Raw genomic sequence first — 12963 nt, 5'->3', positions numbered from 1 at the left:
TTAGTCTATTATTTGTTTTTCTTTTTTCGAAAGTAGTACTGCTCCTACCATTGCTGCGATGAACAACACTGAAGAAGTTTCAAACGGCAATACGTATTTTGTAAATAACAATTGCCCCAGGTTTTCAACCAGTCCCTGACTATTTCCCTGCACATTTTCTACAACAGGAAGATAAATTGCATCTTTCAACGCTGCAACTAATACAATTACCAATGCTCCGGCCGCCAGCGAAGCTGCCAGTTTCATGATATTTGATGCACGTGGTTCGTTGTCTTTACTCAGGTTAAGCAACATCAATACGAACAGGAACAATACCATAATGGCTCCGGCATATACCACGATGTTTACAATTGCCAGGAATTGCGCATTCAACAATACGTAGTTGGCTGAAATCAGGAAAAATGTCAGAATCAGGTACAATACACTTCTGACAGGGTGCATGCTCAATACGACCATCAACGCAGATGCGATGGTCAACGCTCCCAATGCTAATGCTATAATTTCTATGCTACTCATTTGTTTCCTCTTTTACCTGTATGTTGTCTGTTTGTAATATCTACGCGTTGATCAACCGGTTCTACCAGTTTATCTTTTCCATACACAAACGGCTGGCGTTCAAAATTTGTAGGTACAATTCTGTCTGTAAGGAAAACCGCCTCCTTCGGGCATGCTTCTTCACACAACCCACAGAAAATACAGCGCAGCATATTGATTTCATATGTTTCCGCATATTTTTCTTCGCGGTATAGATGTTCTTCTCCCGGTTGTCTTTCCGCTGCTTTCATCGTAATTGCTTCAGCAGGACATGCTACTGCACACAGTCCGCATGCGGTACAGTTTTCACGTCCCTGCTCATCACGTTTCAAGACGTGCATTCCTCTGTACACCGGTGCAAACTCTCGTTCCTGTTCCGGGTAACGAACCGTTGCCGGTTTGTTGAACATGTGTTTGAATGATTTTGACATCCCGGAAAAAATAGCCGGGAGGTACAAACTTTCAACAAAGGTCATTTTCTTGTCGGAGACTACCTTTTTTCTATTCGATAAACTTTCCATACCACTTAGTGTTTTATCGTTGATTGATTCAAGGTTAATTTTTGCTTGTCAGCCACTACTTCCATTTTAGCGGAAGCCGGTTCCGTCTGATCTTTCTTATCCGTACTGAACCAACCGGATGCAAATGCAACAGCAACAGCCGTAATCACCATGTTTACGATGGAAATCGGAATCAATTTCTTCCATCCCAATCCCATTAACTGGTCGTAACGGAAGCGCGGTAATGTCCAGCGAATCCACATAATGACGAAGATAAAGAATCCTGTTTTTACGAAAAATGCAAGTACTCCCAGGATTGCCAGTGTATTTCCGGAGAAATAGTCCATGAACGGGAAGTTGTACCCTCCGAAGTACAATGCGGAGATTACTGCGGAACCAATGAACAAGTGCACGTATTCTGCAAACAGGAAGAATCCCATTTTCATCGATCCGTATTCCGTGTGGTGACCTGTGATCAACTCACTCTCACATTCTGCCATATCAAAAGGAGCTCTGTTCAATTCAGCCACCGTACATACGAAGAATACGATGAAACCGATTGGTTGTTTGAAGAAATTCCATGTAAAATATCCGTCGTTCCAGAATCCGTGTTGTGCATCAACGATTTCTCTCAAACTTAAACTTCCGGACATCAACACAACCGTAATGATCGCAATTCCCATTGCCAATTCGTAAGAAATCATCTGAGAAGAAGCACGGATAGCAGAAAACAACGAGTATTTGTTATTGGATGCCCATCCTCCGATCATGATTCCGTATACTGCAACGGAAGACAATGCCATGATGTACAAAATTCCGATGTTCACATCTGCAACCTGTAACGCGATATCTCTTCCGAATGCCTGAATGTTTGGTCCCCACGGAATCACTGCTGATGTCATCATTGCAAATCCCATCGCCAATCCGGGTCCGATGATAAACAGAAAACGGTCTGCATTTGCCGGGATAAAATCTTCTTTGAAGAAGAGCTTTCCACCGTCAGCCAATGGCTGCAACAATCCCCACTTTCCTGCTCTGTCCGGCCCGATACGATCCTGCATCCATGCCGCCACCTTTCTTTCCAACAATGTCAGATACGCTGCAACTCCCAGGGAAACTGCAAACAAAAGGACAATTAAAACAATTTTTTCAATTAGTAAACCTGTATCCATTATTTCAAGTTTTTAACAGTACTCTTATCCTCCAACGGGTTCTTCAACACGTAATGCCCCTGAGAAATAACCGAATGACGGTTGATTACACGTGGCCCTTCGATTGTCCATTGAGCGACATCTTTTGATTCAAAACGGCAGGTATTGCATAACCACGCTGTCTTTCCATTGTGTGTCTCAATTTCACCATAAGCGTCTTTTCGACCTGTAACACGTTGAATCTCGTTTCCAAACATCCAAACAGTTGCAATTCCCTGACACGTAGGACAATCTCTGTGTGCATTCATCGGCTTAAGGAACCATACACGACTTTTAAAGCGGAATGTTTTATCCGTCAATGCTCCTACCGGGCATACGTCAATGACATTACCGATAAACTCGTTATCCAATGCTTTTTCAATGTATGTACTGATTTCCGCATGGTCTCCTCTGTTTAAGACTCCATGTACACGTTTATTGGTCAACTGATTTGCCGTGTAGACACATCTGTAACACAAAATACAACGGTTCATGTGCAACTTGATTTTGTCACCGATATCTCTTGGTGCGAACGTTCTCTTCTCTTCTTCGAAACGTGTTCCTTCTTTCCCGTTCTCAAATCCTAAATCCTGCAAGTGACATTCTCCTGCCTGGTCACAAACAGGACAATCCAGCGGGTGATTTGCCAGTAAGAATTCCGTTACTCCTGCGCGGGCTTCTTTCACGCGGTCGCTTGTCAGATTTTTCACCACCATTCCGTGTTGCACCTGTGTAGAACAAGATACCATCAGCTTGGGCATCGGGCGCGGATCCCGTTCAGAACCGGCAGCAACTTCCACCAGACACGTTCTGCATTTCCCACCGCTACCTTCCAACTTGCTGTAGTAACACATAGCAGGAGGAACAATGTCTCCACCGACCTGACGGGCAGCGTTGAGAATCGTTGTTCCTTCTTCTACTTCTATTTCTATTCCATCAATGGTTACCTTGACCATATCTTTTGATTTTATTAAATTATTGTATCCACCGGGATTTCATCTAGCTCACGATTGAAATCGCGAGTTAGGCTGTTACCCCTTTCAACATTCCGTAATTGCGTTTTACCGCTTCTTCCGGATGTGTTACGTGCCATTCAAATTCTTCTCGGAAATGACGAATTGCAGCAGCTACCGGCCATGCGGCAGCGTCTCCTAACGGACAAATTGTATTTCCTTCGATTTTCTTGTTGATATCTGCCAACAGGTCAATGTCACGCATGTTTCCTTTTCCTGTCTCAATCCGGTGCAATACTTTTTCCATCCAGCCCGTACCTTCACGGCATGGTGAACATTGTCCGCACGATTCATGTGCATAAAAACGGGCAAAATTCCACGTGTTTCTCACAATACACTGATCTTCATCAAAGACGATGAATCCTCCTGATCCCAACATGGATCCGGAAGCAAAACCTCCGTCAGAAAGGGATTCGTAACTCATCAGACGTGTATCTCCGTTTGCAGTTTTTGTAATTAAATGTGCAGGTAGAATCGGAACGGAAGAACCTCCCGGCACCAATGCCTTCATTTTTTTACCGTTCTTGATTCCACGACACCATTCATCTCCGTATATAAATTCTTCAACGGAGAGCCCCAGTTCAATCTCATAAACACCACCTCTTTCAACGTTTCCTCCTGCTGAAATTAATTTTGTTCCTTTTGATTGTTCGGTACCGATTTTCGTGTATTCAGCTGCCGTCATGTTGATGATCGGAACGACTGTTGCCAATGTTTCAACATTGTTAACCACTGTCGGGCATTGCCACAATCCCTGTACTGCCGGGAATGGTGGTTTCATACGTGGGTTTCCACGTTTTCCTTCCAGTGATTCAATCAGTGCTGTTTCTTCTCCGCAGATATAAGCACCTCCTCCCGGAGCAATACTCAAATCCAGGTCAAAGCCGGAACCTAAAATATTTTTTCCTAAAAATCCTTTTTCGTAAGCTTCTGCAATTGCTTTCTCAACAATGCGCAATACAAACATATACTCTCCACGAATGTAGATGTATGCTTGATTTGCACCCAGTGCATAACTTGAAACGATCATTCCCTCAATCAGCAAATGCGGGATGTACTGCATCAGGTAACGGTCTTTGAACGTACCCGGTTCTGATTCATCTGCATTGCACAGCAAATACCTCGGAACTCCTTCCGGTTTCGCGATAAACGACCATTTCATTCCTGCAGGGAATCCGGCACCTCCACGACCTTTTAAGGTTGCGGTTTTCACCTCTTCCACTACTTCCTCCGGTGACATTGTTTTCAATGCTTTTTCAACCGAACGATATCCCCCGTGTTTTCTGTACACATCGAATGTTTCAATGCCGGGAACATCTGCATGTTCTAAAAGTAATTTTCTTCCCATCAGACTACTTTATTTCCTTTGATCTCACCTCTGCGGCAAGCTTCAATTAATTCATCCACTTTTTCAGGAGTCAAATACTCGTGGTATTCTTCTCCACACTGCAACATCGGCCCGTAACCACACGCTCCGAGACACTCTGCTGTTTTCAGTGTAAACATTCCGTCAGTTGTTGTTTCACCAACTTTGATATTCAATTTATTTTCGAGGTATGTAATGATGTTATCCGACCCCACCAACATACATGGTCCGGTACGGCATACTTCAAATACATATTTCCCGACAGGCTGCAGGTTGAACATGGTATAAAATGTTGCCACCTCATACACTTCAATCGGCTCGATGCTCAGGATTTCTGCAATCATGTCCATCGTATCCGGGCTCAACCATCCTCCGGCTTCTTCCTCTACAATGTGCATCACGCGAAGGATCGCACTTTTCTGACGACCTTCAGGATATTGTTTGATTACTCGTTGAATCTCAGCTTTTGCTTCTTCGCTGAGAACGGGTCTTTTTTGCTCTGTAATTTCTATTTTCATAACTATGCGTCCAATTCTCCTGCAATCACATTCATACTACTCAATGTAACAACCGCATCTGAAAGCGATTGGCCGGTAATCATCTCAGGATATGCCTGGTAGTAAATAAAACAAGGTCGTCTGAACTGTAATCGGTATGGAGTACGTCCTCCGTCACTGATTAAATAATACCCCAATTCTCCATTTCCACCTTCTACACTGTGGTATACTTCTCCTGCCGGAACAGGTGTTTCTCCCATGATGATTTTAAAGTGGTAAATCAATGCCTCCATTTTGTTGTATACATCTGCTTTGTTCGGCAAGTAAAACTCCGGAGCATCTGCATGGTAATTTCCTTCCGGAAGATTATTGTATGCCTGATTGATGATTCTCAAACTTTGACGAACTTCTTCCTGGCGTACCTGGAAACGGTCGTATGTATCTCCTCCGGTCCCTACCGGAATATCAAATTCGAAATCCTGGTAAGAAGAATACGGAGAATGAACACGTACATCATAATCGATTCCCGCAGCACGCAGATTAGGGCCTGTAAACCCGTAATTCAATGCACGTTCGCTTGAAATTCCTCCCACGCCGATTGTACGGTCCATAAAGATCCGGTTTCTGTCCAACATGGAGTTGAACTCTTCAAATCGTTTCGGAAATGTTTTCAGGAAATCTTTGATCAATTCGTGGAATTTCGGAGTAAAGTCCCGTTCAAATCCACCAATGCGTCCGATGTTTGTTGTCAAACGCGCTCCGCAAATCTGCTCATACATGTCGTAGATTCGCTCACGCTCGATGAACATCCATGTAAATCCTGTTAAAGCTCCTGTATCCACTCCGATTACCGAATTACACACCAGGTGGTCTGCAATACGTGCCAGCTCCATGATGATCACACGCATGTAATCAATCCGTTTCGATACTTCAATCTGAGCCAGTTTTTCAACGGTCATGTGCCATCCGATGTTGTTAATCGGAGACGAACAATAGTTCAACCGGTCTGTAATTGGTGTAATCTGGTGAAACGGTCTTCTTTCCGCTAATTTTTCAAACGCCCGGTGGATGTATCCAACAGTCTGCTCAGATGACAAGATCTTTTCACCGTCAACTTTCAATACATTTTGAAAGATTCCGTGTGTTGCAGGGTGAGTTGGTCCTAAGTTTAACGTGGCGATTTCGCCCTCGATCGTGTCATCGGATTCCCATTTTTCGGGAACGTTACTTCCTTTATATTTCTCTAAGTCTTCGCTCATACCACTTATATGCTATCTTCCGAAGAAGCGGTTGTCTTTATCTTGTCTTGTCTCATCCTCCAGGTGATACTCCTTTCTCATCGGGAAATAATCCATCGAGTCTTCATTCAGGATACGTGTGAGATTCGGGTGATTGACGAAATTGATTCCGAAGAAATCGTATGTTTCTCTTTCCAGCCAATTCGCTGCAGAAAAAATATCCGTAATTGTATGAATGGATGGATTTTCAATTGGCAAATAAGCTTTCAGGCGCAATCTGAAGTTGTTTTGCAAGCTGTGCAGGTGATAAACAATAACCATTTTCTGGTCTTCATCGTTATCGGGAAAGTGAATTCCCGTAATATTGGTGAGGAACTGCACTTTAAATTCTCCATGTGCGTACAACCATTCGATCATCGCATGAACTGATTCAGCAGTCACATATACATTCAGGTAGTGATCCGTTGTCTGCTCTTCCTGCCCGACAGCGTCACCGAATTGCTCACGCAACGCGGTCAATACCTGCTCATTTGTCAATTTACTTTCCATCGATGTCGTTTTCAATGTTATAGTTATCCAACAGGTCTTTGTATTCAGGAGAATATCTTCTGCGAAGGGATTCATGTTTCACCAGTGCCTGAATGTTCATAATACCGTCAATGATTTGTTCCGGTCGCGGGGGACATCCGGGAACATAAACGTCCACCGGGATAACCCTGTCAATCCCCTGCAATACAGAATATGTATCAAAGATCCCCCCTGAAGAAGCACATGCTCCGACAGACAATACCCATTTTGGTTCTGACATTTGTTCGTACACCTGACGCAATACCGGGGCTAATTTCTTGGAAATTGTCCCTGCGACAATTAACAAATCCGCCTGGCGGGGAGAGAATGACATCCGTTCCATACCAAAACGTGCAATGTCGTAATTAGGTGCCATGGATGCCATGTATTCGATTCCGCAGCAAGATGTTGCAAACGGCAAAGGCCACAAAGAATTAGATCTTGCGGCGCCAATAACTGTATCCAATCGTGTTAACTGGAAACCTTCATAGTTGATGGCTTCCACATTTCCTTCAGCTGTTATTTTTCCCATTCCAACGCTCCTTTTTTAAGTACGTATATAAATCCTGTCAGGAAGAATCCTACAAAAATCAATACCGCCATTAATCCTTCCAGTTGTAACGCCTGGAAATTAACTGCATACGGATAGAAGAAGATAACTTCTACATCAAATAGTACGAATAAAATAGCGATGACAAAGTAGCGAACAGAAATCGGGAAACGTGCATTTCCGTCTGCTTCGATTCCACACTCCCAGTTCGCATCTTTTTTAGCTGAACTTAATTTCGGTCCTAATTTAGGTGCAAACACCAACGTTCCAACCACAAACGCAAGCACGACAAGTGATTGTAGGACAATTGGAATATAATCTTGAACGTCTGACATAAGATTTAAGTATAATAATCCAACAAAATTAGCACTTCTTAACATCTTTGCAAGTGAATTTAAAAAAGGTCATCTACCCCGGTATCTGTTTTAGAAGCCATTGCCTCCATAAGTCCTTTCAAATACATCGATTTATCAAGGGATTACAATCCGTCAGTCCAATTAATAAGAAAGATTCTAAATAACGATTTCAGCAAGATTTTTCGCTGTAAAAATAAAAAACGGGAAGAAAATTCTTCCCGTTTCAATTGTATCTGTTTTTCCAGTTATTATCACCTGATTATATTGACATGTCCTGTAAACATTTTTCGTTCGTCTGTACTCGTTGTTTTTACCTCAATTTTCCAGGTATACGTACCATCCTGGCAGATTTTACCATCTATCCCGTAAGTACCATCCCACCCCACCGAAGCATCGTGCGATTCAAAGATCATTTCTCCCCAACGGTTGAATATCATCAAGGTATAATCAAACGGGTTGTATCCATATGTAAATATCGGCTTAAAGACTTCATTGTATTGATCCAAATCAGGTGTGAAGGTATTCGGCACATAGAAAATCAATTCTTCACGGATTGTCACCAATGAATATGCTGTATCGACACATCCTGCGTTTGAATATGCAATCAGCATGACCGTATAAAGATCGGATTCTTCCCCGTATGTATAAACCGGATTTACAGCTGTAGAAGTACCGACACCATCTCCGAATTCCCAGTAATAGGATGACGCTCCATACGACTGATTTGTAAACGAGATCTGGTTATTAACCTGTGTTCCGATTGCCGGATTCGGAGTAAAGTGTGCTACCGGATTTGCATCTATTGTAACGATCGCACTTTGGTATAAATACCCCGGACATCTATTCACCGGTGTCTCTACCTGTAAAGATGCTCCATATACACCTGCATGTTGGAAAATATGTGTTACCGGACCGCAACCTGAAACCGTTGAACCGTCATCAAAGGTCCAAAGGCAGTTGACAGCAGGGTCTGTTGTTGTATTATAGAAAGTCACAGATGCAGGGGCACAATTTTGATCAATATCCGCATAGAATGAAACAACCGGAATGGCCTCTATCTTCGCAAGAATTGAATCTGTATTTGAACAGCCATATTGGTCTGTACCGACAACTACATAGGAACTTACACTTGCCACAGGAGCAAACGGAACGCCGTTTTGAACACCATGATTCCAGACGTACGTTCCTCCAACACCGGCTCCACTACCTGTCAATGTATACTGATTTCCTTCACATCCGGAGATGTTGGAACCGGCTTCAATCACAGGGAGATTATGTACGATTACATCTACCTGGTCAGTTGCGTTACAGCCATTCACATCCGTTGAAGTAACGGTGTATGTTCCCGATTGATTCGGTGTAAATGCAACACCATTTGTAATACCTCCCGTCCATAAGAACGTAGCTCCTATTCCCGCAGGAGACCCACTTAAGGTCACCTGTTCACCGATACATATTTCCTGGTTTGGCCCTGCATCAACATTTTGAGCAACATTCACCGTAACATTCACATTATCTGTATTTGAACATCCATTGGCATCAGTTCCCGTAACAGTATACGTACCGGAAGAAGCCGGAACAAACGGAACACCATTTGTAATTACCGGTGTCCATGTGTAGTTTCCATTCACACCCGCCCCGGTACCTGTCAATGTGATCTGCCCGTTTTGACAGACTGCAACATCTGCACCGGCATTAATAACCGGTAAAGCATTTACTGTTATCGTAACAGAACCGTTAGCAGCAGCGCTACATGTATTTCCGGACTCTGTTACATTGGTCAGTGTATATACAAATAAACCGGAAGTAGTGGTCGGGGCGTTCACCGTCGCGGTATTCCCGGTTGTAGTTACCGTCTGAGGCGCACCTCCGTTGATAGTATACGTAATTGTATAAGGGGCTGTTCCGGTACCTCCTGTAAATGTAACCTGTGGTGAAGGTCCTCCGATACAAACGGCCGTTGTACCTGAAATGGTCGCCGTCGGAGATGGTTGAACGGTTATCGTAAAACTTACCGGAGCCCCCACACAACCTGCTGCAGTCGGTGTCACTGTAATTGTTGCAGTAACCGGATTACTTGTTGTATTTGTTGCTGTGAAGCTATTGATATTTCCATTTCCGTTTGACGGCAAGCCAATCGACGGTGTATCATTTGTCCATGTATATGTTGTACCGCTCACAGAACTCGTAAAATTAACTGCTGCAGTTGCCGTACCGTTACAACGCGTTTGAGGAGATACAGTTGCAACAACTGGATTTGGTCGTACTATGATTTCAACCTGATCTGTATTCACACAGTTATTTGCGTCTGTACCCGTCGCTGTATAAATTTGCGAACCAACCGGCTGAACAAACCCAACACCATTCGTTTGTGTTGGTGACCAGGTAATTGCCGGCGCACCTGTAGCATTGAGAATCACCGTCTCTCCTTCACAAACAGTTTGATTCGGACCGGCATCAATAACCGGTAACGGATTCACGATCAATGTAACGTTTGAAGTACTGTCACAACCGTTTGAAGAAGGCAATGTTACAGAATAAACTCCCGCAGTGGTACGTGAAATACCGTGAATTACCGTACTTTGTCCCTGGCAAATTTCCACCTGGGAATTGACGGTGATGACATTGTTTTCCGTAACAGTATATACAGCAGATGTCCCACTACAACCAAATCCGTTTGTTACTGTTACCTGGATCGGATTATTTGCCGTTGTTACCTGAATGGATGGCGTCGTTTGCCCGGTAGACCAGGAATACGATGCATATGTCTGAGAAGTTTGAATCGTCGCACTTGTTCCTGTACAATAATCGGATTGTCCGTTAATAACCGGAGTCGGATTGGGATTCACAGTAACTGTTACGGTACCTGTATTCACACATCCCGTTGTTGTATTTGTACCCGTTATTGTATACGTCTGGTTTGTTGCCAATGTAGCTACTACATTCGGACCTGTCGTGGTATTCAATCCTGTTGCCGGAGACCACGTATAGTTATTTGCTCCGGAAGCTGTCAGGTTTGCTGCCTGCCCGTTACAAACGGCCACATTCGGAGCTGTCACAACCGGCAATGGGTTAATTGTAATATTAAATGTTGAAGACGAGTTACACGGTGCACCCGGTGACGTATATGTCACTACATAATTCCCCGGAGGGGTTGAAGCAATATTAATCACTCCTGTTGTGGCATTGATTACCAATCCTGCTGATCCCGTATAGGTACCTCCCGCAACTCCCGTCAATGTCGGTGAAGGATTCGCGGCGCCTTTACAATAAGCATTCTGCGGATATGTAAATCCTGAAGCGTTGACCCCCTGGAATGTTCCTGTGATGGTTACCGGACATCCGAATTCATCGGCAATATCTAATGAATAGTTATCTCCGTTCTGCAATCCTGAAATAATGAAGGTTCCGTTATTTGCCACCGTATTACTTGCCAGTGAAGCTGTTCCCGGCTGGAGATTCGAAGCAGTGAAATTTGTTCCGTTAATGGCCGGTGAACCTCCCTGGACAGCCACAGATACCGTTCCTGCCTGGCAATTCGGTGTTACCGTAGTTGTTATTTCCGGTAAATATTGTACTGCGTACGGAGCCCCCATTTCATAGCACGGAAGCCCTCCGTTGACATAGGAATAATAATATTCTGTTAAATTATACATTGTAATCGGCACGAAATACACCGTATTATTGGTAAACGTCCCGGGATAACCATTGATCCAGTATAAATCATTGATATCATACAAATCTGTCGGAGAAACAATTCCCAAAAAGCAAGGATCGTCCCCGATACCATTGGTTGCACTTGGAGTAACCGCAACTGTTGGCGGGCAGGAATACATAATCCAGGCAATTCCCGGTTCATATCCTTCTGCCAAAGGAGGATTCAATGCTTCTCCCGGCGGTGTATAATCACCGTTCGGTTCAATCAATATTTCGTCTCCGTAACACAATACATACGTACTATTACTTTGTCCTGCGGTTGTTGTTGAGAATGTTCCGATGTCAACAGTACACTCACAAGATGGCGTATTTGTATATGAAACAGAGATGGTACACCCCGGGTCTGCTGTAAAGTGAGCAGTTGCATTACACGGCTGACCATCTGCATCAATTCCGTTAATTGCAAAATTCAAAGGACTCGTAAACGGCGCATTGTAGGTTGCCGAATTCCCATTACAATCTTGGACAATCAACTGCCCTGTTGAAGGCGGACTGACAAATGTCAGCGTTCCTGTCAAATCAAATACACTTCCCTGCTGACATGCACTGATGTTTGCATTTATATTGGAAAAAGAACATACTGGCGGACATGTCGGAGCTGTGTAGTTCAATATTTGTGAACAGGACTCACCTGTAAAAAACACTTCAACATCACATGTCGCTCCATTTGCATTTAAACCTGCAATGTTATAGGAGTATGTCGCTGAACCAAATGGCGCAGAAGCAACCACCGTTTGTGTCCCATCACATGCCTGAACAATTAATTGTCCCGCAGAAGGAGGGTTAGATACGGTAATGTTACCATTTACGGAATAGGTATTTGTCGCTGAATTACATGCCGAAACGGTCGCTGTAAAATTATCAATTGAACAAGGTTCAACAATACTACAATCCGCACTTCCCGTACCACCTGTTTGATTGAACGAAATGTAACCTGCCGCACCATCATAGTTTGTCAATAAAACGATGTATACCTGTCCTGCGACAGCAGCAGGCGGAGTTGTAAGTCCGGTTCCGGTTCCTCCCGACACCCCTAATCCAAGATCTTCCGAATAAGAGCTGGAGAAGCTACATTGAATCGGTGGAGCTGACCCGGACATAATTGCTGTACAGCCGGCAGAAAGACTTGAATAAGGTCCCCACATGGCAAAGTCAACGTCGATCTGGCTTCCGGTTCCGTTTGGCCCGGTTGTCTGTTGCAATAACATATCAATTGTTCCCGAGGTACCGACTTCCATATAGTACCAGATCGGTCTGGGCTGAGAACCTAAACATCCATAATTCGGACCAACGGGTGCTGAACCGGATGTGGCATTCGGAAAGTTATAAGATTGCGAAGAACAGAATGGATTCGCTGTACCGCATGTATTTGCCTGGCTTAGTATTGTACCTGTTAAACCTACAGATAACAAAAAGAGTATTACTGTTTTCATGG

11 protein-coding genes are annotated in these 12963 nt (G+C 43.8%); all 11 read right to left on the bottom strand.

From position 1 onward, the window contains the following. Nucleotides 1-516 (bottom strand): NADH-quinone oxidoreductase subunit J family protein, encoded by a 516-nt coding sequence (locus tag H9Y05_RS04265; protein WP_163490876.1) that lies wholly within the window; start codon nucleotides 514-516, stop codon nucleotides 1-3. Continuing rightward, entirely contained in the window at nucleotides 513-1055 is a 543-nt protein-coding gene (locus tag H9Y05_RS04260; protein ID WP_163490877.1) for a NuoI/complex I 23 kDa subunit family protein, read from the bottom strand. The genes H9Y05_RS04265 and H9Y05_RS04260 overlap by 4 nt, the downstream gene beginning before the upstream one ends. Nucleotides 1056-1060: 5 nt before the next feature. Continuing rightward, nucleotides 1061-2206: an NADH-quinone oxidoreductase subunit NuoH gene (nuoH, locus tag H9Y05_RS04255; protein ID WP_163490878.1), complete on the bottom strand. Its 1146-nt coding sequence runs from the start codon at nucleotides 2204-2206 to the stop codon at nucleotides 1061-1063. Next, nucleotides 2206-3180: a 2Fe-2S iron-sulfur cluster-binding protein gene (locus tag H9Y05_RS04250; protein WP_163490879.1), complete on the bottom strand. Its 975-nt coding sequence runs from the start codon at nucleotides 3178-3180 to the stop codon at nucleotides 2206-2208. Before H9Y05_RS04250 ends, nuoH begins: the two co-directional genes overlap by 1 nt. Before the next feature lie 67 nt (nucleotides 3181-3247). Then, complete coding sequence (nuoF, locus tag H9Y05_RS04245) at nucleotides 3248-4585, bottom strand: NADH-quinone oxidoreductase subunit NuoF (RefSeq protein WP_163490880.1); 1338 nt, start codon at nucleotides 4583-4585, stop codon at nucleotides 3248-3250. Next, nucleotides 4585-5121, bottom strand: a complete 537-nt coding sequence (gene nuoE, locus H9Y05_RS04240) for an NADH-quinone oxidoreductase subunit NuoE (protein WP_163490881.1) — start codon at nucleotides 5119-5121, stop codon at nucleotides 4585-4587. Before nuoE ends, nuoF begins: the two co-directional genes overlap by 1 nt. Before the next feature lie 2 nt (nucleotides 5122-5123). Then, nucleotides 5124-6359, bottom strand: a complete 1236-nt coding sequence (locus H9Y05_RS04235; RefSeq protein WP_216713585.1) for an NADH-quinone oxidoreductase subunit D — start codon at nucleotides 6357-6359, stop codon at nucleotides 5124-5126. A 12-nt stretch (nucleotides 6360-6371) separates the two neighbouring features. Then, entirely contained in the window at nucleotides 6372-6887 is a 516-nt protein-coding gene (locus H9Y05_RS04230) for an NADH-quinone oxidoreductase subunit C (RefSeq protein ID WP_163490883.1), read from the bottom strand. Further along, nucleotides 6877-7437 carry an NADH-quinone oxidoreductase subunit B gene (locus tag H9Y05_RS04225; protein WP_163490884.1) on the bottom strand — a complete coding sequence of 187 codons (561 nt, stop codon included), beginning with the start codon at nucleotides 7435-7437 and terminating at the stop codon, nucleotides 6877-6879. The genes H9Y05_RS04230 and H9Y05_RS04225 overlap by 11 nt, the downstream gene beginning before the upstream one ends. Continuing rightward, complete coding sequence (locus H9Y05_RS04220) at nucleotides 7425-7790, bottom strand: NADH-quinone oxidoreductase subunit A (protein ID WP_163490885.1); 366 nt, start codon at nucleotides 7788-7790, stop codon at nucleotides 7425-7427. Before H9Y05_RS04220 ends, H9Y05_RS04225 begins: the two co-directional genes overlap by 13 nt. Nucleotides 7791-8062: 272 nt before the next feature. Then, a complete protein-coding gene (locus H9Y05_RS04215) occupies nucleotides 8063-12961 on the bottom strand; it encodes a PKD domain-containing protein (RefSeq protein ID WP_216713584.1) in 4899 nt (1632 codons plus the stop codon). Nucleotides 12962-12963 lie beyond the last annotated feature (2 nt).

Origin of the sequence: Taishania pollutisoli (assembly GCF_014518315.1) — a bacterium.
Lineage (GTDB): Bacteria > Bacteroidota > Bacteroidia > Flavobacteriales_D > Crocinitomicaceae > Taishania > Taishania pollutisoli.
Note: the sequence above shows the minus strand (reverse complement) of the source record. Positions and strands in the feature narration are given on the sequence as shown.

Coding starts and splice junctions, on each gene's coding strand:
- H9Y05_RS04265 (WP_163490876.1), bottom strand. CDS start 516: ATGAGTAGCATAGAAATTATAGCATTAGCATTGGGAGCGTTGACCATC.
- H9Y05_RS04260 (WP_163490877.1), bottom strand. CDS start 1,055: ATGGAAAGTTTATCGAATAGAAAAAAGGTAGTCTCCGACAAGAAAATG.
- nuoH (WP_163490878.1), bottom strand. CDS start 2,206: ATGGATACAGGTTTACTAATTGAAAAAATTGTTTTAATTGTCCTTTTG.
- H9Y05_RS04250 (WP_163490879.1), bottom strand. CDS start 3,180: ATGGTCAAGGTAACCATTGATGGAATAGAAATAGAAGTAGAAGAAGGA.
- nuoF (WP_163490880.1), bottom strand. CDS start 4,585: ATGGGAAGAAAATTACTTTTAGAACATGCAGATGTTCCCGGCATTGAA.
- nuoE (WP_163490881.1), bottom strand. CDS start 5,121: ATGAAAATAGAAATTACAGAGCAAAAAAGACCCGTTCTCAGCGAAGAA.
- H9Y05_RS04235 (WP_216713585.1), bottom strand. CDS start 6,359: ATGAGCGAAGACTTAGAGAAATATAAAGGAAGTAACGTTCCCGAAAAA.
- H9Y05_RS04230 (WP_163490883.1), bottom strand. CDS start 6,887: ATGGAAAGTAAATTGACAAATGAGCAGGTATTGACCGCGTTGCGTGAG.
- H9Y05_RS04225 (WP_163490884.1), bottom strand. CDS start 7,437: ATGGGAAAAATAACAGCTGAAGGAAATGTGGAAGCCATCAACTATGAA.
- H9Y05_RS04220 (WP_163490885.1), bottom strand. CDS start 7,790: ATGTCAGACGTTCAAGATTATATTCCAATTGTCCTACAATCACTTGTC.
- H9Y05_RS04215 (WP_216713584.1), bottom strand. CDS start 12,961: ATGAAAACAGTAATACTCTTTTTGTTATCTGTAGGTTTAACAGGTACA.